Raw genomic sequence first — 19916 nt, 5'->3', positions numbered from 1 at the left:
GGGAACTGCGGCCGGGTCGGCGGCGCTGCTCAGGCGAGTTTTTCGGTGCGTGCTTTTCCGGCTCGCGGTGCACGCCACCCCGGGGTCGTGTTTCAGGCGAGTTTTTCGGTGCGTGCTCTGCCGCCGGGGCGGGGTGGGGCACTGGTGCCGGGTGGGGGCAGGAACCAGACCTTCGCGTGGATGCCGGTGCCGTCGACGCGGATGGTCCAGTCGTTGTCGTGGATGAGGTGGTGGCAGGTCTCGCAGAGCAGTACCCCGTTGTTGAGGTCGGTTTCGCCGTGGTCACGGGCCCACCACGCGATGTGGTGCGCTTTCGTCACCCCGGGTGGAAGTCCGCAGAACGCGCACCCACCATCGCGTTCGACCAGGGCGAGGCGCTGCGCGCGACTGAACAACCGCCGATCCCGCCCCCAGTGCAGAACCTCCCCATCCTCCCCGCACACCCACCGGCTCACCCCGCCCCCGCCCGCCATGCGGCGCACCGTGCCGATGCTGACGGGCTGGTCGATCCCGTCGATGAGCCCGAACCCGGTCCCGGCCTCCAGGTCGGTCGCGTTCACGCGGACGATGACCGTCGCCCCGTTCAGGGTCCCCTTGCCCTCACAGGTCAGGGCGTGCTCGGCGAGGTGGGCGAGCGCGTCGGCCTGGATCTGCGGGACGGTGCGCCGGTCCGCGTCCGGCGTGTTCGGGTCGCGGCCGTCGCGTTTCGCGGCGAACTCGGCCGACACGAACCCTCCGATCGCGGTCTTCACCGCCGCACCCCGGGCAGGGTCCAGGACCGCGGTCACATGCAGCATCCCCTCCCGCTCGAACAGGGTCACCGACGCCCGGGCCCGCAGCTCCTCCTCCCGCGGGGCGACGCCGTCCGGGTCCAGGTGTGCTTCCCACCGGGTGAGCATCCGCCGCACCTCATCGTGCGACAACCCGGGCGCCTTCCCGGTGAGGAACTCCTCCGCCTCCGCGGTCTTCTCCCGCCCCACCTTCACGATCATCCGGTCCAGAAACCCCACGATCACCCCCGCCGCCGCCGCCCCGATCCGCCCCGCGACCAGCGCCTCCCGCACGGCCGGGAACTTCGCCGGCAACACCTCCCCGACCAGGTTCGCCCGCGGCGCCGTCGCCTCCCCGACCTTGACCAGCCGGGCCGCATCACCGGTCGACGCCCCGGTGGTCGTCGCGATCAACTGGGCCGTGTTCCGAAACCCCTGCTGCCTCGCCAACGACTGCGGCCCCAGCTCCGGCCGGGACTCCTCCGCCAACCGGGCAGCCACCTCCGCATGCACCCCATCCGCGGTGCGCTTCACCCGCCCGATCGCCTCATTCACCGCCACCAGCCGCGCCCGCGACAGACCCGCACCAGAGGAGGCATCACCCCACGCATCCACCAGAAGCCGAGTGGCCTCCAGAAGCGGATCAAGAGTGCTGGACATACCCCGATTCTACCGAGAATCGAAACTAGCTTCGAAAGTTATCCACAGGCATTCCCCTCTTGCTCTGAGGAGTCCCCGCGCGCAACGGCGACGGACCGCCGAAGAGGATCCGGGGCATCCGACCCGACAAGGCCCGGCACCGGGCTCCGCAATCGCCCTCGGCGAACACCGCCCCGCACACGATCCCACCCCGCAGAGCCCGCGATAGAGTGACGGAACCTCAACCTTTCAAGGAGCATTCCGTGGAGATCCGCATCGGCATCATCAACACCGGCCGCGAGCTCAGCTTCGAGACCTCGGCCGACGCCTCCGAGGTGCGCGCGGCCATCGCCGGCGCGCTCGACCAGGGCGCGAGCCACGTCGAGCTGAGCGACACCAAGGGCAACTCCTACATCGTGCCGACGGCGAGCCTCGGCTACGTCGAGCTCGGGACCGAGGAGTCCCGCCGCGTCGGCTTCGTGGCCTGAGCCCCGTGTACATCCTGCTCGCGCTGATCGCCGCCTGCGTGCTGGGCGTGATCGTGCACTTCGCGATCCCCCATCGGGATGTGCGAGGGGTCGCGCTCGTCCCGGCGGTCGCGACCGCGGTCGCCGCGGCGGCCTACACGCTCGGGCAGTGGGCCGGGTTGAAGGAGTCCAGCTTCTGGCTGTGGCTGATCGCCCTCGGCGGTGCGGTCGTGGTCTCCGCCCTCGTCGGAGTGGTCCTCACCCGCGTGCGGCACCACGGCGACGCGGTGCGGCGCGCGGAGCTCGGCGTCTGAGCCGACGGTGACGGCCTCCGCGAGCGGGGACCGTTTCCGCACCCTGCGCGGGATCAGGATCTGCCTCAGCATCCTCATCCTCGGACTGATCGTGAGCGGCGTCACCGCCTTCCCGCTACGGGAGGAGCTCGGCCTGGCCGCCAGGATCATGGACGGATCCCCCGTGTCCGCGCTCTTCCCCGACGCTGCCGGGTGGGTGGACCGCGTGGCCGCCGCCCTCGCCGACACCGGAGCGCGATACCCCTTCCTCGCCTACGGCACGGATTGGCTCGCCTTCGCGCACCTGATCATCGCGGTGGTGTTCCTGGGCCCGCTGATCGATCCGGTGCGCAACATCTGGGTGATCCAGTTCGGGGTGATCGCCTGCGCCGGGATCATCCCGCTCGCCCTCATCGCGGGAACGCTGCGCGGAATCCCGCTGGGGTGGCAGCTCATCGACATGTCGTTCGGGATCCTCGGGGTGATCCCGGTCGTCATCGCCTGGCGGCTGACCCGGCGCCTCGAAAGGCTTCCGGTCGAGGCGGGCTGAGCCCGTCGCCGGTCCCGCCTGCTAGGACGCGAGCCCCATCGCGTCCATGCGCCGCGCGTGGGCGCCCATCAGCTCTGTGAAGACCGGCTCGAGACGATCGTCCTCGGCACCGGGCAGGTGCGGGCGCAGCGCGGCACGCGCGACGAGGATCGTGTCGCCGACGAGTCTCCGGCCCCACATCGACAGCAGGGAACGCCACTGCTCGTCGCTCGCGATCGTGGCCTGCACGATCCCGATGATCTCGTGGCGGTCGTCGGCCTCGGAGAGGATCGTTGCCACCTTCGCCCCGGTCTCGCCGTAGCTGGACGCGAGCGCGATGTAGAAGTCGTCGAGCATGCCGGCCGTGAGGTAGACCGCGAGCATGGTCTCCGCGATGCGCGGGCCGAGGGTCTTGCGGCGGAACGCGTCCAGCTGCTCCCGGAACGGCAGCATCACCTCGGTCGGGTCGTCCCCGTGCGCGGTGATGATGTCGACGATCCCGCGGTGCTTGACCAGCGCGGCGCCCGCGGCACGCGAGAGGATCTCCTTCTCCGCGAGATCGCTCGTGGCGCGGATGAGGCGCGTGAGCGTCTCGAAGTAGCCCAGTTGCAGATACGCGGCCTGGCCGAGGAAGGTGTTCAGCTCGGGCGCCAGCTCGGCGAAGTCGACGCGGGTCGCGTCGCCCACGTCGCCCCGGGAGCGGAGCACCAGGGTGCGTCGCGGCGCCTTGTCGCGCTGCCAGAACCACCTCACCACGCGCCCAGCCTAGTGGAGCCGCTCCCCCGGGATCGGCGGCGGCGCGCACCGTGCGCACTCCGCTCCCGGAGTCGGGGGCGCGCTCCGGTAGGCTGGATCCCGCTCCGGCGACGGATCGGAGCCCCGCGCCTGTGCATTCGGATTCGGCGTGGACCCCATCAACGAGGCGGCGCCGCGATCGCAAGGCCCGCCGGACAGGCAATCAAAGACTGTGACTTCTTTCGCCGATCTCGGCATCGATCAGGACATCGTGGACGCCCTCGCGGCGAAGGGCATCGTCGACGCCTTCCCGATCCAGGAGCAGACCATCCCCCTGGGCCTGCCCGGCCAGGACATCATCGGACAGGCCAAGACCGGCACGGGCAAGACCTTCGGCTTCGGCATCCCCGTGGTGCAGCGCCTGGGCCTCGACCCCGAGCCCGGCGTCAAGGCGCTCATCGTCGTGCCCACCCGCGAGCTCGCGGTGCAGGTGTACGAGGACATGGACCTGCTCACCTCCGGCCGCTCCACGAGCGTCGTCGCGATCTACGGCGGCAAGGCCTACGAGGGCCAGATCGAGCAGCTCAAGGCCGGCGCGCAGATCGTCGTCGGCACGCCCGGCCGCCTCATCGACCTCGCCAACCAGCGCCTGCTCGACCTCTCGCACGCCACCGAGGTGGTGCTCGACGAGGCCGACAAGATGCTGGATCTCGGCTTCCTGGCCGACATCGAGAAGATCTTCTCCAAGGTCCCCGCGGTGCGGCACACGCAGCTGTTCTCGGCGACCATGCCCGGCCCGATCGTGGCCCTGGCGCGCCGGTTCATGACGAACCCGATCCACATCCGCGCGAACGACCCCGACGAGGGCCTCACCCAGGCGAACATCCGCCACCTGGTCTACCGGGCGCACTCGCTCGACAAGGACGAGGTCATCGCCCGGATCCTCCAGGCCGAGGGCCGCGGCAAGACGGTGATCTTCACGCGCACGAAGCGCGCGGCCCAGCGTCTGGTCGACGAACTCAGCGACCGCGGCTTCAACGTCGGCGGTGTGCACGGCGACATGGGGCAGGACCAGCGCGAGCGCTCCATGGCCGCGTTCAAGGCCGGCAAGCGGGACGTGCTCGTCGCGACCGACGTCGCCGCCCGCGGCATCGACGTCGATGACGTCACCCACGTCATCAACCACACCATCCCCGACGAGGACAAGACGTACCTGCACCGCGCGGGCCGCACCGGCCGCGCCGGCCGCACCGGCATCGCGGTGACGTTCGTGGACTGGGAGGACCTGCACAAGTGGGCCCTCATCAACCGCGCCCTCGAGTTCGGCCAGCCCGAGCCGATCGAGACCTACTCGTCCAGCCCGCACCTGTACGAGGACCTCGACATCCCCGCCGGCACCAAGGGCCGCCTCGTCACCGCTCCGGTGTCCGAGAAGCCGGCCCGCAAGCAGCGCGAGCCGCAGCGTGCGACCGAGGCCGCCGCCGAGGGCACGAGCGAGGGCACGACGCGCCGTCGCCGCCGCCGTCGCCGTGCGGCGGAGGGCGTGGGATCCACGTTCACCGAGGGCGCCGAGACCGCCGTCGCCAAGGGCGCACCGGCGGGCGACGCCGACCGCGGCGCGGAGGGATCCGGCACGCACGACGGCCAGGGCGCCGAGCACCACGACGGCAAGCCGGCCGCGCAGCGTCGTCGCCGTCGGCGTCGCCCCTCCGGGGGCGCGGCCGGGGGCAGCGCCCCGCAGACCGGGGCCTGAGGCTCCCTCCCGGTCGCGGGCGCTCAGCCCCCGACCGGGTAGACCGGGGCCGCTCCGGATCCGCGGTCGATGATCCGCTGCAGCATCGCCGGGGTCGTGGTGTTCTCGCCCGGCACGTTGGGCTTGCCTGCCCCGTGGTAGTCGCTGGATCCGGTCACGATGAGGTCGTGCTCGGCGGCGATGCGGTGCAGCCAGGCCCGCCCTTCCGGGGTGTTCTCGCGGTGGTCGATCTCGAGGCCCGCGAGGCCCGCGTCGATGAGGCGGCGCAGCGTCGCGTCGGTCATCCGCTCCCGGCCGGCCGGATGGGCGATCACGGCGACGCCGCCGGCGGCGGCGATCAGCTCGATCGCGGTGACCGGATCCGGCGCGTAGTGCCCCTCGTAGTAGCCCTCGCGCGGGTGCAGGATCCCGTCGAACGCCTCGCCGCGGTCGCGCACGATGCCCTGGGCGACGAGCGCGTCGGCGATGTGCGGGCGCCCGACGGTGGCATCGGGGTCGGTCTGCTCCAGGACGTCCTCCCAGCGCAGCGGATAGTCGCGGGCGATGTTGCGGACGATCCGCTCGGCCCTGCCGATCCGGTCCTCGCGGATCCGCGTGGTCTCCGCGACGAGATCCGGATCCGTCGGGTCGAACAGGTAGGCGAGCACATGGACGCTGCGCCACCCGTCCTTCGACGACATCTCCATGCCGGGGATGAAGGTCATCCCGTGCGCGGCCGCCGCGGCGGCCGCCTCACCCCAGCCCGCCGTCGTGTCGTGGTCGGTGAGCGCCAGGGTGCCCAGGCCCTGCTGCGCCGCCTGCGCGACGAGCTCGGCCGGATCCTCGGTGCCGTCGGAGCGGTTCGAGTGCAGATGCAGATCGATCGGGCCTGCGAACAGGGCGGGTCGCGGCGTCGGATCGGCATCGGTCATCCTTCGAGCGTAGCGATGCAGGGGCGCCACCGGCGCACGGCGCTTCCCCGGCTCCGCACCAGACGGCTCACAGACGCGGTCGCCTAGGCTCGAGGGCGATGCTTCGTCTGATCGGGATCCTGCTCACCGTCCTCTTCGCGATCGCTGCAGCGGTCGTGACCTGGCCGCAGTTCTTCCATCTGGAGCAGACGTTCCCGATCACGCAGATCGTCGCCTCCCGGGCGGTGCTCGTGCTCGCGTTCGCGGGCATCCTGCTGCTCGCCCTCCTGCTGATGCTCGCCCGGCCCCTGCGCGGGTTCGCGGCCTCGATCGCCCTGATCGCGCTGCTCGCCGGCGGCGCCTCGGCGGGGATCCTCGCGCTGCGCGGAGTCGACACCGCCGACGCGCTGCCTGCGAAGGCGGCGAAGAGCGTGCGGGTACTCGCGTGGAACACCGCGGGAGAGGCCGTCTCCGCGGACGAGATCGCCGACACCGTCGTCGCGCAGCAGGCCGACATCGTCGCCCTGCCCGAGACCACGGAGGCGGTCGGCGAGGACATCGCCCTGAAGCTGCGCGAGGCGGGGCACCCGATGTGGGTGCACCATGTGCAGTACCGTCCGGAGGTGACGCAGGGGCCGGATTCCTGGCAGACGACCGTGCTCATCTCCCCCGCCCTGGGCGACTACTCGGTGATCCCCTCCTCCGCCGACGGATCGAGCAACACCTCCTCGGTGCCCAGCGCGGTGGTCATGCCCGTGAGCGGCGACGGCCCGACCGTCGTCGCGGTGCACACGGTCGCCCCGCGGCAGGACGAGATGGACGGCTGGTCGCAGGATCTGCGCTGGGTGGCCGATCAGTGCCCCGCCGGAAAGAACGTCATCCTCGCCGGCGACTTCAACGCGACGCTGGACCACATGGCCGGCCTCGGCACGGCCGGAGGGGACCTCGGCGCCTGCCGCGACGCGGCATCGCGCACCGGCTCGGGCGCCGTCGGCACCTGGCCGACGTCGGTGCCCGCGCTCGTCGGCGCGCCGATCGATCACGTCATGGCCACCGAGCAGTGGCGGCCCTCCGGATCCGCTGTGCTCCCCGCCGGCGCCGGCGGGAGCGATCACCGGGCGCTCATCGTGCAGCTGGAGCCCGCGAAGTCCTGAGGCCGACCGGCCGCGCGCTCAGCGGCTCGAGCGCACCCGGGCGACGAGCGCCGCGATCCCGCGCCACCCGACGAGGAACACCAGCAGCGTCACCGTGGCGACGATGATGAACGCGACGGCGGTGGTGCCGCCCGCGAGGACGCGCAACAGCATCCCCAGCACGACCGTGATCACGACCAGTCCGACGCCCGTGCGCAGCGGGGCGGCCGGCGCCCGCCACGCCCGCAGCACCAGCCAGCCGACCGCGAGACCCGCGAGGAAGGGCCAGGCCGTCTCCAGCACGCCCAGGGCATCGACTCCGTGCTCGTGGCTCGCACGCCCGATCGCGGCGAACACGATCACGAGCACGACGTCGATCCCCGCGGCCCACGGCCAGGTCGGAGCGGATCGGCGGGCGGAGGCGACTTCGGTCATGCCTCCACGCTAGCCCGGCCGGCTGTGCGCTCGGACGGCCTCGGCCCCGGACCGGCGTCCGCACGCGACGGGTCCGCCGATGCTCTGCGCGAGGGAGCGTGTGACGATCAGCACAGCCCGGCACGATCTGCACACGGATCCGGCCGATCCGTGTGCAGATCGTCACAACGTGTGCGGATCGTTGCATGGCCGGCAGGCGCCACGCGAGAGGGCGGGGCGACGCGGTGAGAGGATGGATCCATGACCTCCGAGCACGACACGATCGAGCAGCCGGGCGACGCCGCCACCGCGACCACCTCGACCACGACCAACCGCCGCCAGCCCTTCCCCCAGGGGTTCCTCGACACGATCTCCACAGGCTGGGCCGAGCGGCCCGAATCCCTGCCCGCACCGCGCGCGCAGGCAGAGTACGCGGCCGCCCGTCGCGCCGCCGTCTCCGCGGCCTTCCCCGGCAAGCGCCTCGTGATCCCGGCCGGATCCCTCAAGCAGCGCAGCAACGACACCGACTATCCGTTCCGCGCCCATTCGGCGTTCGCGCACCTCACCGGGTGGGCCGCCGACTCCGAGCCCGACTCGCTGCTGGTCTTCGAGCCCACGGCCGGCGGCCACGACGTCACCCTGTACTTCCGCGAGCGCGCCGACCGCACCACGAGCGAGTTCTACTCGGACGCCACGATCGGAGAGTTCTGGATCGGCCCGCGTCCCGCCCTCGCCGGCGTCGCCGCCGACCTGGCCGTCGCCACCGCGCACCTCGACGACTTCGCCGCGGGCGAGTCCGACCTCGTGGTCGACGAGGACGACGAGCTCACCCGATTCGTGTCCGAGTTGCGCCTCGTCAAGGACGAGTACGAGATCGCCGAGATGCGCCGCGCCGTCGAGATCACCGCGAACGGCTTCGACGACATCATCCGAGACCTTCCGCGGGCGGTCGCCCACCCGCGCGGCGAGCGCATCGTCGAGGGCGCCTTCCACCAGCGCGCCCGTAGCGACGGCAACTGGGAGGGCTACGACACGATCGCGGCATCCGGTCCGCACGCCTGCTACCTGCACTGGACGCGCAACGACGGCGCGGTGCTGCCGGGCGACCTGATCCTCATCGACGCGGGCGCCGAGGCCGACAGCCTCTACACCGCCGACATCACGCGCACGCTGCCGGTGAACGGCACGTTCAGCGACGTGCAGCGCCGCATCTACGACACCGTGGTCGAGGCCGCAGACGCCGCGTTCGCGGCGGCGCAGGTCGGTGTGCCGTTCCGCGAGGTACACGGCGCCGCGATGGACGTCATCGCCCGCCGCACCGCCGAGTGGGGCCTGCTTCCTGTCTCCGCCGAGGAGGCGCTCGACGCCGACAAGGGCGGCCAGCACCGCCGTTACATGGTGCACGGCACGAGCCACCATCTCGGCATCGACGTGCACGACTGCGCGCAGGCGCGGCGCGAGATGTACTACGACGGCCTCATCGAGCCGGGCATGGTGTTCACGATCGAGCCCGGTCTGTACTTCCAGATCGACGATCTGACCGTGCCCGAGGAGTACCGCGGCATCGGCGTGCGCATCGAGGACGACATCCTCATCACGGCCGACGGACCCGTGAACCTCTCCGCCGGCATCCCGCGCACCTCGGCCGAGGTCGAGGCGTGGATCGCCCGCGTGCAGGGATCCGCGTCCTGACCGAGGACATGCATCCGGGGCAGCTCCGGGTGGGCGAGGCCGCCGCGGCCGCACGGATCGCGGCGGCCTTTCCCGAACTCGCGGGGCTTCCCGTGTCCGCGCTCGCGACACCGGGTACGGTGAACGCGCTGTTCCGGATCGGCGCGACGCACGTCGCGCGCTTCCCGCTGCAGTCGACCGCGCATGCCGAGATCGCCGCCGAGGCGGCCGCACTCGAGGAGTTCGCCGCGGTCGCGCCCTTCCCCGCTCCGGTCCCCCTGGGCGTCGTCGACGGCGACGCCGCCTACCCCTCGGCCTGGTCGGTGCAGACGTGGGTCCAGGGACGCACGGCGGCGGAAGCGCTCCCCGACGCGGATCCGGGTCCGCTCCCCGGCCTCGCCGACGATCTCGCGCACCTGATCGGGGCCCTCCGCCGCGCCTCGCTGCGCGGACGCTCCTTCGACGGCCGCGGCCGCGGCGGAGACCTCCGCGTGCACGAGGAGTGGATGACCGAGTGCTTCGCGCGCAGTGAGCACCTGCTCGACGTCGCCGCGGCGCGCTCGCTCTGGGCACGGCTGTCGCGGATCCCGCATCCCGGCGTCGAGGTCCTGTCGCATCGGGACCTGATCCCGCCGAACCTCGTGCTCTCCGAGGACGGGCGGCTCGACGGTGTTCTCGACGGCGGGTCCTTCGGCCCGGCCGACCCCTCCCTCGACCTCGTGATCGCGTGGCACCTGCTCGGACTCGACGACCGGCGCCGGCTCCGTGCGGCCCTCGGCTCCGACGACCGCGAGTGGCGCCGCGGGGGCGCGTGGGCGCTGCAGCAGGCGATGGGCCTGGGCTGGTACTACGAGCGGACGAACCCCGTCATGGCCGCGCTCGGTCTGCGCACGATGGGGCGCCTGCTGGAGGATCCGGATCTGGTGGGCTGATCGCCGGATCGGCTGGATCAGCCCACTGGGCCGCACTTACACGGACCGACTCCTCATGGCATGCTCGCGCAGCGCGTCCGCCATCTGTCGAACGGCCTGCTCGATGATCGGACGCGGAGTCGCGAGGATGAAGCGCAGGTGGCCCTCCCCCGCCGGGCCGCAGGCCAGCCCGTCCGTCATCGCGACGCCGGCGTGCTCGCGGAAGAACTCGGCCGGCGATCCTTCGACGCCCAGAGCCCGGGCGTCCAGCCAGGCGATGTAGGTGCCCTCGGGGGCGCGGTAGCCCATCGCAGGGATGTGCGCGGCGAGCAGCTCACCCAGGACGCGCCGGTTGCCGTCCAGGTAGTCGAGGGTGTCGGCGAGCCACCCTCTGCCTTCGTCGAATGCAGCGGTCGTGGCGACGACACCGAGGTTCGCCGTGCCGTGCTCGGCCCACGCGACCTCGGGGCGCGCCCAGGTCTCGGCGTCGGCATCGTTCGTGAGGATCACCTGGGCCGCCTTGAGACCCGGCAGGTTCCAGGCCTTCGAGGCGCTCACCGCAGTGATCGTGTGCGCCGCCGCAGCGGGACCGGTGCTCGCATACGGCACATGCCGGTGCGGGGCGAACACGAGAGGCGCATGGATCTCGTCCGAGAAGACCCGCGCTCCGTGCCGTTCCACGACGGCGGAGACGGCCTCCAGCTCGGCCCGCTCGAACACCCGCCCGAGCGGGTTGTACGGATTGCAGAGGATCAGCAGGCCGCCGCCGTCCGCCAGTGCCCCGTCGATGCCGTCGAGGTCGTACACGGCGCGACCTCCGTCGACGAGCATCGGCACCTCGATGATCTCCCGGTCGTGCATCGCGGGGATCGTCAGGAACGGCATGTACGCGGGCGTCGGGAGCACGACCTTCGACCCGGGGGCCGTGAAGAAGTCGATCGTGGTGCGCAGCGCGGTCAGCACGTCCGGGACCGGGCGGATCCGCTCGGCGGGCACCTCCCAGCCGTAGCGGTCGCGCTGCCAGCGCGCCACGGCGTCGGCCATCCGATCCCGGACCGCCGCGGGCAGGTAGCCGGTCAGCCCCCGGTCGAGGGCGTCCCGGATCGCCGCATCGACCGCGGGCGCCGCAGGGAAGTCCATCTCGGCGACGAACGCGCCGATCGTCTCGGGGAAGACCGACCACTTCAGACTGCCGTTCTCCCGCAGCCGGTCGATCCCGATCGCGTCCAGCTCCTCCGCCGTGCTCATACCCCTGCTGCTCCGATCCTCACGAACTCCGCGACCAGCGGTGCGATCCCCGCGCCCACCTCGGCGGGCGGGCGCTTGCGCCCCTTCACCTCGAACGAGTGCCCGCCGCCGTCGACCCAGGCGATCCGGGCGTCCCGGCACGAGGCGACCGCGTCCTCGAGCTGCGCGAGCGGCTGCACGAACGGGTCGTTCGTCCCCTCCACGAAGAGCTGCGGCTGCCGCACCGCGGGCAGGTGCTCGATCCGCGGCTTCTCCGGCTTGCCGGGCGGATGCAGGGGGTACCCGAGGTAGGCCAGGCCGGCGACGTCGAGACCGGGCTCCTCCGCGGCCGCCATCGACGCCATCCGGCCGCCGTACGACTTGCCGCAGCCGAACACGGGTCCCCGGGTGCGCCGTCTCGCCTCCGCGACCACGGCGCGCCAGGTCACGATGGCGTGCGCGGCCGGTCCCGGCATCCGCCGGCCGGCCTCGAGATACGGGAAGGTGAAGCGCAGGGTGTGCAGCCCGTCGGCCCGCAGCGCCGCGGCGAACCCGAGCAGGAAGGGATGATCCATCCCCGCCCCGGCGCCGTGGGCGATCACGACGAGCGGTGCGTCCTCGACGGGCGCCGCGGGCGCGGGTCCGAAGACGGCGGAGACCTCGACGCCACCCGCCGGAAGCGGAACCGGAATCGGGAACCGCTCCTCGGCGGACTCCGTCATCGTGAGGAGCCGTCGCCCGGCTGCTCGTCGCCCTCCGGCTGCGGGCCCTCGTCGCCCTGCGGGGCGCCCTCGGGCGCGGGGGCCGGGGTGACCGGCGGCGCGGCGACCGGCTCGGCCGGCACCGGGGACGCGGGGACCGCGGGGGGCATCGGCGGCATCGGCGGACGCTCGGGGGTCACGCGCTCGCCGTAGCGCGGCGGCTCCTCCACGCGCTCCCCGTACTGCGGCGGCTCGGCCGCGGTCGCGGACGGCGCGGGGCGCGGGATCGGCGTGACGGCGCGCCCCAGCACCTGGCGCGCCTTGCCGACGGAGTCCGGCAGCACGGTCACCTCGTAGTGGTCGGCTTTGAGCTGCATGACGCTCGCGTAGTCGCGGCGGCGGCGCACGATCGAGTAGGTGATGAGGCTGAGGATCATGCCGATCGCGACGCCGACGAACAGGATCCCGATGAAGGCCTGCATGGGGACCGAGGGGTTGCCCAGCACGAAGATCGCCGAGAGGAAGAGCCCGATGAGCACGCCGTTCACGGCGCCGGAACGCGCGGCGTTCGCATACCCGAGGCGTCCGGTGACGCGCTCCACCGTCTGCACGCCGACGCCGACGATCGCGATCGCCCTGGCGGGGATCTCGCCCGCGATCAGCTGCGAGACGAGCTTCTGCGCGGCCTCGTACTCGGCCACCGTGGCGACCGTCTCGCCGATCTCGCCCGCCGGACCCGACGCATTCATCATGCTCATCGGTCCATTGTTCCACGCGGCCGTCCGGAGTCTGCCGGATGCCGTCACCCGCCCCGGATCCCGAGGTGCAGGACAGTACGCTGGAAGCATGAGCACACAGCGGGTTTTCGTCGCGCGCCTGGCCGGGTGCGCCGTGTTCGACCCCGCCGGCGACCGGATCGGCAAAGTCCGAGATGTCGTCGTCGTGTACCGAAGTAGCGCGGCCCCCCGTGTGATCGGCCTGGTGTGCGAGATCCCCGGCCGCCGCCAGGTCTTCCTCTCCATCGGACGGGTCGGATCGATCAGCACCGGGCAGGTCATCACGTCGGGGCTGATGAACGTGCGCCGGTTCAAGCCGCGCAACGGCGAGGTGCGCATCATGGCCGAGCTCATCGGCCGCCGGGTCGACTTCGCGGACGCCTCCGGAACGGCCGTGATCGAGGACGTCGCGATCGAGCCGAACCGGCTCGGCGAATGGTCGGTCAGCCAGCTCTTCCTGCGCAAGCCGAAGACCAGCGCGTCTCCCTTCGCGAAGGGTCCCACCACGTTCGCGACCTGGACCGAGGTGCGCGAGCATCACCGTCCCGGCGAGGCGCAGTCGGCCGAGCAGCTCGTCGCGACGTTCTCGGAGATGCACCCCGCCGACCTCGCGAACACGCTGCTCGACCTCCCCCAGCAGCGCCGCATCGAGGTCGCCGAGGAACTCCCGGACGAGCGGCTCGCCGACGCCCTCGAGGAGATGCCCGAGGACGACCAGATGGACATCCTGGACCGGCTGGGCGACGAGCGCGCCGCCGACATCCTGGACCAGATGGAGCCCGACGACGCCGCCGACCTCCTCGCCCAGCTCCCCCAGGGCCGTCTGGAGCACCTCCTCGAGCTGATGGAGCCCGAGGAGGCCGAGGACGTGAGGATGCTGCTCCGCTACAGCCCCGACACCGCGGGCGGGCTGATGACGCCGGAGCCGATCATCCTCTCCGCCGACGCCACCGTGGCCGAGGCGCTGGCGCTGATCCGGCGGCACGAGCTGCACCCCGCCCTCGCCGCGGCCGTGTTCATCACGCTCCCGCCGTTCGAGACCCCCACCGGACGCCTGCTCGGAGTGGTGCACTTCCAGCGCATGCTGCGCTATCCGCCGCACGAACGGCTGGGCGCGATCGTCGACGACACACTGGAGCCGGTGCCCGCCACCGCTTCCGCCGCGGAGGTGGCGCGCATGCTGGCCAGCTACGACCTCGTCTCGCTCCCGGTCGTCGATCAGGCGCACCGGCTGGTCGGCGCGATCAGCGTCGACGACGTGCTCGACTACCTGCTGCCCGATGACTGGCGCTCGCACGACGCGGACACGTCCGTCCCGACGCAGGGCGCGGCCGGATGATGGCGAAGTCGGGCCGCCGGGGCCTGGATCTGCCCCGCGGTCGCTCCGGCATGCTCGGGCGCAGCGCGACCTCCTCCGGCTCGAGCGACACCTTCGGGCGCTTCTCCGAGGCCTTCGCGCGCGCGATGGGCACCTCGGGCTTCCTCATCGGGATGAGCGTGTTCGTCATCGTCTGGCTGTGGTGGAACATCGCCATGCCCCGGGACTGGCAGTTCGACCCCGCCGCGACGAACTTCACGCTGCTCACGCTGATCCTGTCGCTGCAGGCGTCCTACGCCGCCCCGCTGATCCTGCTCGCGCAGAACCGTCAGGACGACCGGGATCGGGTCCAGATCGAGCAGGACCGCCAGCGCGCCGAGCGCAATCTCGCCGACACCGAGTACCTCGCGCGCGAGATCGTGGCGCTGCGGATGGCCCTCGAGGAGCGCTCCTCGCAGGGCGTCACCCGCGAGGTGCTGCGCGCCGAGCTCCGGGCGATGCTGAGCGAGCTGCGCGACGAGGATCCGGCGGAGCAGACTCCGTGACCGCCGATCTCGCCGCCGCGGTCCGTCGTGCCGTCGGCGCCGTCACCGACCCCGAGCTGCGCCGCCCGCTCGCCGATCTCGACATGCTCCGCGACATCACGGTCGACGGGGCCGTCGCACACGTCGGCATCGCTCTCACGATCGTCGGCTGTCCCGCGGCGACCCGGATCGAGGCCGATGTACGCGCCGCGGCAGCCTCGGTGGCCGGCGTCGAGGGCGTCGAGGTCGCGGTCGGGGTGATGACGCCGGACGAACGGCGCGCCCTGACCGATCGCCTCCGCGACGGCAGGGCCCCACGGCAGATGCCCTTCGGCCCGGACTCGCTCACGCGCGTGATCGCGGTCACGAGCGGGAAGGGCGGCGTCGGGAAGTCGTCGCTCACCGCCAACCTCGCGGTCGCCCTCGCGGCCCGCGGCCGCCGGGTCGGTCTCATCGACGCCGACGTGCACGGCTTCTCGATCCCCGGGCTGCTCGGCATCGCCCCCGGCACGCAGCCCACCCGCATCGACGACCTCATGCTGCCGCCCGTCGCGTACGACGTGAAGGCGATCTCGATCGGGATGTTCCTGCGGGAGGGCGAGTCCGTGGTGGCCTGGCGCGGCCCGATGCTGCACCGCACGGTCCAGCAGTTCCTCACCGACGTGTTCTTCGGCGACCTCGATGTGCTGCTCATCGACATGCCGCCCGGCACCGGCGACATCGCGATCACCCTCGGCCAGCTGCTCCCGCACGCCGACGTGCTCGTGGTGACGACACCCCAGGAGGCGGCCGCAGAGGTCGCTATCCGCAGCGGCCTGGTGGCCCGTCAGACGGGTCAGCGCGTGATCGGCGTCGTGGAGAACATGGCCGCGCTCACCCTGCCCGACGGCAGCTCGCTCGACCTCTTCGGCTCGGGCGGCGGGCAGGCGGTGGCGGAGGCGCTCTCGCAGGATGCGGATCCGGTCCCGCTGCTCGCCTCGGTGCCGCTGAGCCCCGCGCTGCGCACCGGCGGTGACGCGGGTGTGCCCGTCGTGCTCGCGGATGCGCGCGACCCTGCCGCGGGCGCGATCCTCGCCGTCGCCGACGCGATCGACCGCGCGGGTCGCGGTCTCTCCGGCAGGCGGCTGCCGGTCAGCCCGCGGTGAGCGGCCCCGATGGGGTCGTTGAGCGAGGACGCGCGAAGCGCGACCGAGACGAAACGCGGCACCCTCGCGAGGTGACCGCGTTTCGTCTCCCTCCGGCTCCGCCGGTGCTCGCTCAACGCCCCCGAAGGGGACGTCAGGTGGCTTCGCTGTCGTAGGGCGGCAGCTCTTCGGCGGAGAAGACCTTGGGCGCCCGGGAGGCCGGAGCGTCCGGCGCCGGTTCTGCGGACGCGGAAGCGGCGTTCATCGCCGTCGCGGAGGCCAGCAGCGCCGCCGCCGATCCCGCAGCGGGAACCGCGGCCGCGGGCGTCTCGGCCGCGACGGCCGGCGCCGCGGGGCGCGCCGGGGCGGGGCTGTCGTCCATCAGCGCATCGCGGATGATGCGACGCGGGTCGTACTGACGCGGATCGAGCTTGCGCCAGTCCAGCTCGTCGATCTCGGGGCCGACCTCCTCGCGCATGCGGTCCTTGGCGCCGCGCAGGTAGTCGCCGGCCCGCTTGACCAGGCGCGCGAACGACTCCGCATACCGCGGAAGCCGCTCGGGGCCCACGAGAAGGGCCGCGATCACGCCGATCACGAGGAGCTTCTCGATGGTGATGCCGAAGAACATGTCACAAGGGTACCGCCGCGCCTGGCCGCATCGGACACGCAGGACGCCTACGCTCGTAAGATATGCGGCGCACTGAGTGACCGCGAGGGAGTCGAAGTGAGCGAGCAGGACGCCAACGCACGGTACGTACGCGAGGCCATCGTCGAACCGGACGAGATCGCCCGGGCGCGTGCGCATGCCGTCGAGCTCGGCGCGCAGCCCATCAGCGCTGCCGTCGGCGCGCAGATCGCCCTGCTCGCTGCGGCCTCGGATGCCCGTTCGATCGTCGAGATCGGCACCGGCGCCGGCGTCTCGGGGCTGTGGCTGCTGCGCGGCGCTCCGAAGGCGGTGCTCACCTCGATCGACAACGAGCCGGAGCATCTGGCCGCGGCGCGCAGCGCCTTCCAGGACGCGCGGATCGCCCCGACCAGGGCCCGCTTCATCGCCGGCCGGGCCGCCGACGTGCTGCCGCGCATGAACGAGGCCGCCTACGACATCGTGCTGGTGGACGCGGATCCGGAGAACGTCATCGAGTACGTCGAGCACGGTCTCCGGCTCGTGCGCGCGGGCGGAACGGTGCTGGTGCCCCGTGTCCTCGCCGGCGGGCGGGTCGCGGATCCGGTGCAGCGCGACGACGTGACCGTCGCCTACCGCTCGCTCATCCAGGAGACCCAGCAGTCCCCTGCCGTGCTGGCGGCGCTGAACACGGCGGGCGAGGGGCTGCTCCAGCTCACCGGCGTCTCCGTCTGAGCGGGAGGGCCTTCCCTCCGGAGCGCGAGGAAGACGTCCGGGAATGACGAAAGGCCCGCAGAACGCGGGCCTTTCGACGATCTGAAAGAACTCAGGCGGCTGCCACGACGCTGCTCAGCACGTCGTGCAGCTCCTTCGCCTCGGCGTCATTGACGGAGACGACCAGGCGCCCGCCGCCCTCGAGCGGCACGCGCACGATGATCAGCCGGCCCTCCTTCACGGCCTCCATGGGTCCGTCGCCAGTCCTCGGCTTCATCGCTGCCATCGCGGTGCTCCCTTTCCTCGGTGGTCTACAGCTTCCATATTAGTGGGTGCTGGGACACCGCTTACCGCTTCGGCGCCCGAGGGGCTCAGGGCACGCGCCAGAACGTGTCCGCATAGCCGTAGACGTTCGCGATCCAGACCCACTGGAGCCACAGGCAGACGATCAGCACGCCGACGCGGAGCCACCACGACCGTCGCCAGCCGACGGCGCCCCACAGCGGCGCGAGCGGGAACAGCAGCCGCAGCGTGCTGGACTGAGGGAAGAACACCGCCAGCAGATAGAGCGCATAGCTCGCCGCGTAGAGCCGGATCTCGGGCCCGAGCCGCCGCACGCCGGGGCCCGCGATGAGCGCCGCCGCGAACAGGGCGACGAGCACACCGAGGACGACCAGCCCGAGCCAGCCGGGCAGCCCGAGCATCTTGGCCCAGTACGGCATCGCCGACAGCCAGCCCTCGAACGGGGAGAACGACGGCTTCCCGTCCTGCGGCATCCAGAAACCGCGCCAGCTCAGCTCGGTCTCCAGATAGGCGTTCGGCACTCCGGTCGCGATGCCCGCGATCACCTGCCAGGCGAAGCCCACGGTCACGGCGAGCGCACCGAGGCCGAGGTAGTGCGCGATCTCCCGGCCCCTCAGCGGATCCGTGCGGCGCCGGAGCCATCGCAGCACGAGCATGAGACCGAGCATCAGCGCGAACGCGAGCACACCGGGGCGGGTGAACCCCATGAGCACGATGAGGGGGTACAGCCGCACGTAGCGCCGGCGGATGAGGCCGTCCAGGGCCAGGAGCAGGAACAGCATGTTCAGCACCTCGGCATAGCCGACCTGGAAGAGGGCGCCGAGAGGTCCCGCCGCGAAGAAGATCACGGTCCAGACGGCGGCCATCCGGCCGATCCTGACCCGCATCATCCGGAAGAGGACGAGACAGCAGAAGTATCCGGCGATGAGTGAGACGATCGCGGCGCCGACGGGCCAGCCGCCCTCGCCGAACGGCAGCCCGACCACCTGCGAGACCCAGGAGTACACCGGCAGGAACGCCCACGAGTTCTGGGTGACATGTCCGTCCGCCCCGAGCGGCAGGGTGGTCGGATAGCCGTAGACGGCGATGTACCAGTACCACTGCGCGTCCCAGCCGCTCACGAACGAGGCGATCGTGGCGTGCGCGCCGAACCTCGATCCGGGGCCGCCGGAGAGCCCGGTCGCGATCAGCAGCAGCGCCGTGGTGATCAGGCGCGCGCCGAGGTAGACCGCGAGGATGCCGGCCCAGGCGGGCATGCGGGCGTAGACGCGTCCCGCCCAGCGGGGCAGGGCCGCGAGGTCAGACACCGCGAAGCCAGGATCGCAGACCCTGCTCCGTGGCGGTGATCTGCGCGATCGGAACCCGCTCCTCGTCGTGGTGCGCGAGATGCGGGTCGCCGGGTCCGTAGTTGACCGCGGGGATGCCCAGCGCTGAGAAGCGCGCGACGTCGGTCCAGCCGTACTTGGGCTTCGGCGTCGCGCCGACGGCGGCGACGAACTCCTGCGCGATCGGCGCGTCCAGGCCGGGACGCGCACCCTCGGCGACATCGGTGATCTCCACCGTGAAGCCGGCGAACACGTTGCGCACGTGCGCCTCGGCGTCGGCCGCGGACTTGCTCGGCGCGAACCGGTAATTGACCTCGACCTCGCAGAGATCGGGGATGACGTTGCCGGCGATGCCGCCGCTGATGCGGACCGCGTTCAGTCCTTCGCGGTACTCCAGGCCGTCGACCGCGATCTCGCGGGGACGGTACTCGGCGAGGCGCGCCAGGATCGGCGCCGCGCGGTGGATCGCGTTCTCGCCGATCCAGGCCCGCGCGGAGTGCGCGCGCACCCCGGTCGTGCGGACGACGGCGCGGAGGGTGCCGTTGCAGCCGCCCTCGACCTCGCCGTTCGAGGGCTCGCCGAGGATCGCGAAATCGGCCCGGAACAGTTCGGGCCGGCTCTCGGCGAGCAGCTTGAGGCCGTTGCGGGCCGCCTCGACCTCCTCGTTGTCGTACCACATCCAGGTGATGTCGACGGCGGGATCGACGAGTTCGGCGGCGAGCTTCAGCTGCACCGCGACCCCCGCCTTCATGTCGACCGTCCCGCGGCCCCAGATCATCGGCACGCCGTCGATCTCGACGTCGCGGGTCGGGACGTTGCCGTTGATCGGCACCGTGTCGATGTGACCGGCGATCGCCACGCGCTGCGCACGACCGAGGTTCGTGCGGGCGACGATCGTGTTGCCCTCGCGGATCACCTCGAGATGCTCGCGATCGCGCATCGCCTCCTCGATGAGGTCGGCGAGATGCGCCTCGGATCCCGATTCGCTGGGGATGTCGCAGATCGCGCGGGTGATGTCCGCCGCAGAGGCGGTGAGATCGAGCGGCATGTCCCCCACCCTAGCGCCGCGTCATGAAG

General features: G+C 72.0%; 22 protein-coding genes. 11 read left to right on the top strand and 11 right to left on the bottom strand.

The features are described 5' to 3' along the window. Nucleotides 1–92: 92 nt before the first annotated feature. Nucleotides 93–1430, bottom strand: coding sequence for a DUF222 domain-containing protein (locus WFJ17_RS15485; protein ID WP_336648876.1), 1338 nt, complete (start codon nt 1428–1430; stop codon nt 93–95). A 242-nt stretch (nt 1431–1672) separates the two neighbouring features. Between WFJ17_RS15485 and WFJ17_RS15480 the strand changes: the two genes are divergently transcribed. Genes WFJ17_RS15480 through WFJ17_RS15470 form a run of 3 tightly spaced genes read left to right on the top strand, consistent with a single transcriptional unit; the run spans nt 1673 to nt 2719 of the window. Then, nucleotides 1673–1897: a DUF3107 domain-containing protein gene (locus WFJ17_RS15480; RefSeq protein WP_251447061.1), complete on the top strand. Its 225-nt coding sequence runs from the start codon at nt 1673–1675 to the stop codon at nt 1895–1897. 5 nt (nt 1898–1902) lie between these two features. Further along, nucleotides 1903–2190 (top strand): hypothetical protein, encoded by a 288-nt coding sequence (locus WFJ17_RS15475; RefSeq protein ID WP_251447059.1) that lies wholly within the window; start codon nt 1903–1905, stop codon nt 2188–2190. A gap of 7 nt (nt 2191–2197) precedes the next feature. Further along, nucleotides 2198–2719: a hypothetical protein gene (locus WFJ17_RS15470; RefSeq protein ID WP_336648875.1), complete on the top strand. Its 522-nt coding sequence runs from the start codon at nt 2198–2200 to the stop codon at nt 2717–2719. 21 nt (nt 2720–2740) lie between these two features. Here WFJ17_RS15470 and WFJ17_RS15465 read toward each other — a convergent pair whose 3' ends face one another. Beyond that, nucleotides 2741–3454 (bottom strand): ferritin-like fold-containing protein, encoded by a 714-nt coding sequence (locus WFJ17_RS15465; protein WP_336648874.1) that lies wholly within the window; start codon nt 3452–3454, stop codon nt 2741–2743. Between the two features lie 211 nt (nt 3455–3665). Here WFJ17_RS15465 and WFJ17_RS15460 point away from each other — a divergent pair, with 211 nt between their 5' ends. Further along, on the top strand, nt 3666–5186 hold the full coding sequence (locus WFJ17_RS15460) for a DEAD/DEAH box helicase (RefSeq protein ID WP_251447053.1): 1521 nt from the start codon (nt 3666–3668) through the stop codon (nt 5184–5186). Nucleotides 5187–5209: 23 nt separating this feature from the next. Here the strand turns inward: WFJ17_RS15460 and WFJ17_RS15455 are convergent, their stop codons facing one another. Next, nucleotides 5210–6097 (bottom strand): PHP domain-containing protein, encoded by an 888-nt coding sequence (locus tag WFJ17_RS15455; protein WP_251447051.1) that lies wholly within the window; start codon nt 6095–6097, stop codon nt 5210–5212. A 98-nt stretch (nt 6098–6195) separates the two neighbouring features. On the opposite strand from WFJ17_RS15455, the gene WFJ17_RS15450 reads away from it, so the two are divergent. After that, nucleotides 6196–7230: an endonuclease/exonuclease/phosphatase family protein gene (locus tag WFJ17_RS15450; RefSeq protein WP_251447049.1), complete on the top strand. Its 1035-nt coding sequence runs from the start codon at nt 6196–6198 to the stop codon at nt 7228–7230. Between the two features lie 18 nt (nt 7231–7248). Here the strand turns inward: WFJ17_RS15450 and WFJ17_RS15445 are convergent, their stop codons facing one another. After that, entirely contained in the window at nt 7249–7644 is a 396-nt protein-coding gene (locus WFJ17_RS15445; RefSeq protein ID WP_336648873.1) for a DUF3054 domain-containing protein, read from the bottom strand. 240 nt (nt 7645–7884) lie between these two features. On the opposite strand from WFJ17_RS15445, the gene WFJ17_RS15440 reads away from it, so the two are divergent. Together WFJ17_RS15440 and WFJ17_RS15435 are read left to right on the top strand one after the other, a co-directional pair. Next, nucleotides 7885–9315 carry an aminopeptidase P family protein gene (locus WFJ17_RS15440; RefSeq protein ID WP_336648872.1) on the top strand — a complete coding sequence of 477 codons (1431 nt, stop codon included), beginning with the start codon at nt 7885–7887 and terminating at the stop codon, nt 9313–9315. Continuing rightward, on the top strand, nt 9282–10226 hold the full coding sequence (locus WFJ17_RS15435; protein WP_336648871.1) for a phosphotransferase: 945 nt from the start codon (nt 9282–9284) through the stop codon (nt 10224–10226). Before WFJ17_RS15440 ends, WFJ17_RS15435 begins: the two co-directional genes overlap by 34 nt. 36 nt (nt 10227–10262) lie before the next feature. Here the strand turns inward: WFJ17_RS15435 and WFJ17_RS15430 are convergent, their stop codons facing one another. The 3 genes from WFJ17_RS15430 to WFJ17_RS15420 are packed head-to-tail and all read right to left on the bottom strand — an operon-like array spanning nt 10263 to nt 12891. Beyond that, a complete protein-coding gene (locus WFJ17_RS15430; RefSeq protein WP_336648870.1) occupies nt 10263–11453 on the bottom strand; it encodes a MalY/PatB family protein in 1191 nt (396 codons plus the stop codon). Further along, entirely contained in the window at nt 11450–12154 is a 705-nt protein-coding gene (locus WFJ17_RS15425; RefSeq protein ID WP_336648869.1) for an alpha/beta hydrolase family protein, read from the bottom strand. The genes WFJ17_RS15430 and WFJ17_RS15425 overlap by 4 nt, the downstream gene beginning before the upstream one ends. Further along, nucleotides 12151–12891: a general stress protein gene (locus WFJ17_RS15420; RefSeq protein WP_251447035.1), complete on the bottom strand. Its 741-nt coding sequence runs from the start codon at nt 12889–12891 to the stop codon at nt 12151–12153. Before WFJ17_RS15420 ends, WFJ17_RS15425 begins: the two co-directional genes overlap by 4 nt. An 88-nt stretch (nt 12892–12979) precedes the next feature. Between WFJ17_RS15420 and WFJ17_RS15415 the strand changes: the two genes are divergently transcribed. Genes WFJ17_RS15415 through WFJ17_RS15405 form a run of 3 tightly spaced genes read left to right on the top strand, consistent with a single transcriptional unit; the run spans nt 12980 to nt 15896 of the window. Then, entirely contained in the window at nt 12980–14248 is a 1269-nt protein-coding gene (locus WFJ17_RS15415) for a magnesium transporter (protein ID WP_251447032.1), read from the top strand. After that, entirely contained in the window at nt 14248–14772 is a 525-nt protein-coding gene (locus WFJ17_RS15410; RefSeq protein WP_251447277.1) for a DUF1003 domain-containing protein, read from the top strand. Before WFJ17_RS15415 ends, WFJ17_RS15410 begins: the two co-directional genes overlap by 1 nt. Beyond that, nucleotides 14769–15896, top strand: coding sequence for an Mrp/NBP35 family ATP-binding protein (locus WFJ17_RS15405; RefSeq protein ID WP_336648868.1), 1128 nt, complete (start codon nt 14769–14771; stop codon nt 15894–15896). The genes WFJ17_RS15410 and WFJ17_RS15405 overlap by 4 nt, the downstream gene beginning before the upstream one ends. A gap of 133 nt (nt 15897–16029) precedes the next feature. Here the strand turns inward: WFJ17_RS15405 and WFJ17_RS15400 are convergent, their stop codons facing one another. Further along, entirely contained in the window at nt 16030–16503 is a 474-nt protein-coding gene (locus tag WFJ17_RS15400) for a Sec-independent protein translocase TatB (RefSeq protein WP_336648867.1), read from the bottom strand. A 96-nt stretch (nt 16504–16599) separates the two neighbouring features. Here WFJ17_RS15400 and WFJ17_RS15395 point away from each other — a divergent pair, with 96 nt between their 5' ends. Continuing rightward, complete coding sequence (locus WFJ17_RS15395; RefSeq protein ID WP_251447023.1) at nt 16600–17232, top strand: O-methyltransferase; 633 nt, start codon at nt 16600–16602, stop codon at nt 17230–17232. 91 nt (nt 17233–17323) lie between these two features. On the opposite strand, the gene WFJ17_RS15390 is transcribed toward WFJ17_RS15395, so the two are convergent. The 3 genes from WFJ17_RS15390 to dapE all read right to left on the bottom strand — a co-directional run bounded on the left by WFJ17_RS15390 (nt 17324) and on the right by dapE (nt 19887). Beyond that, the gene (locus tag WFJ17_RS15390) at nt 17324–17497 is read right to left on the bottom strand and encodes a DUF3117 domain-containing protein (RefSeq protein WP_082072398.1); all 174 of its coding nucleotides are present in this window, start codon (nt 17495–17497) and stop codon (nt 17324–17326) included. Nucleotides 17498–17582: 85 nt separating this feature from the next. Next, entirely contained in the window at nt 17583–18821 is a 1239-nt protein-coding gene (locus WFJ17_RS15385) for a hypothetical protein (protein ID WP_336648866.1), read from the bottom strand. Then, nucleotides 18814–19887 (bottom strand): succinyl-diaminopimelate desuccinylase, encoded by a 1074-nt coding sequence (gene dapE, locus WFJ17_RS15380; protein ID WP_251447017.1) that lies wholly within the window; start codon nt 19885–19887, stop codon nt 18814–18816. Before dapE ends, WFJ17_RS15385 begins: the two co-directional genes overlap by 8 nt. Nucleotides 19888–19916: the final 29 nt, after the last annotated feature.

Origin of the sequence: Microbacterium sp. MMO-10 (genome assembly GCF_037148715.1) — a bacterium.
Taxonomy (GTDB): domain Bacteria; phylum Actinomycetota; class Actinomycetes; order Actinomycetales; family Microbacteriaceae; genus Microbacterium.
Note: the sequence above shows the minus strand (reverse complement) of the source record. Positions and strands in the feature narration are given on the sequence as shown.

Bases quoted from the DNA above. Each gene is read 5' to 3' on its own strand.
- WFJ17_RS15410 (WP_251447277.1), top strand. From the start codon at position 14,248: ATGGCGAAGTCGGGCCGCCGGGGCCTGGATCTGCCCCGCGGTCGCTCC.
- WFJ17_RS15450 (WP_251447049.1), top strand. From the start codon at position 6,196: ATGCTTCGTCTGATCGGGATCCTGCTCACCGTCCTCTTCGCGATCGCT.
- WFJ17_RS15430 (WP_336648870.1), bottom strand. From the start codon at position 11,453: ATGAGCACGGCGGAGGAGCTGGACGCGATCGGGATCGACCGGCTGCGG.
- WFJ17_RS15420 (WP_251447035.1), bottom strand. From the start codon at position 12,891: ATGAGCATGATGAATGCGTCGGGTCCGGCGGGCGAGATCGGCGAGACG.
- WFJ17_RS15455 (WP_251447051.1), bottom strand. From the start codon at position 6,097: ATGACCGATGCCGATCCGACGCCGCGACCCGCCCTGTTCGCAGGCCCG.
- WFJ17_RS15390 (WP_082072398.1), bottom strand. From the start codon at position 17,497: ATGGCAGCGATGAAGCCGAGGACTGGCGACGGACCCATGGAGGCCGTG.
- dapE (WP_251447017.1), bottom strand. From the start codon at position 19,887: ATGCCGCTCGATCTCACCGCCTCTGCGGCGGACATCACCCGCGCGATC.
- WFJ17_RS15445 (WP_336648873.1), bottom strand. From the start codon at position 7,644: ATGACCGAAGTCGCCTCCGCCCGCCGATCCGCTCCGACCTGGCCGTGG.
- WFJ17_RS15425 (WP_336648869.1), bottom strand. From the start codon at position 12,154: ATGACGGAGTCCGCCGAGGAGCGGTTCCCGATTCCGGTTCCGCTTCCG.
- WFJ17_RS15415 (WP_251447032.1), top strand. From the start codon at position 12,980: ATGAGCACACAGCGGGTTTTCGTCGCGCGCCTGGCCGGGTGCGCCGTG.
- WFJ17_RS15485 (WP_336648876.1), bottom strand. From the start codon at position 1,430: ATGTCCAGCACTCTTGATCCGCTTCTGGAGGCCACTCGGCTTCTGGTG.
- WFJ17_RS15400 (WP_336648867.1), bottom strand. From the start codon at position 16,503: ATGTTCTTCGGCATCACCATCGAGAAGCTCCTCGTGATCGGCGTGATC.
- WFJ17_RS15440 (WP_336648872.1), top strand. From the start codon at position 7,885: ATGACCTCCGAGCACGACACGATCGAGCAGCCGGGCGACGCCGCCACC.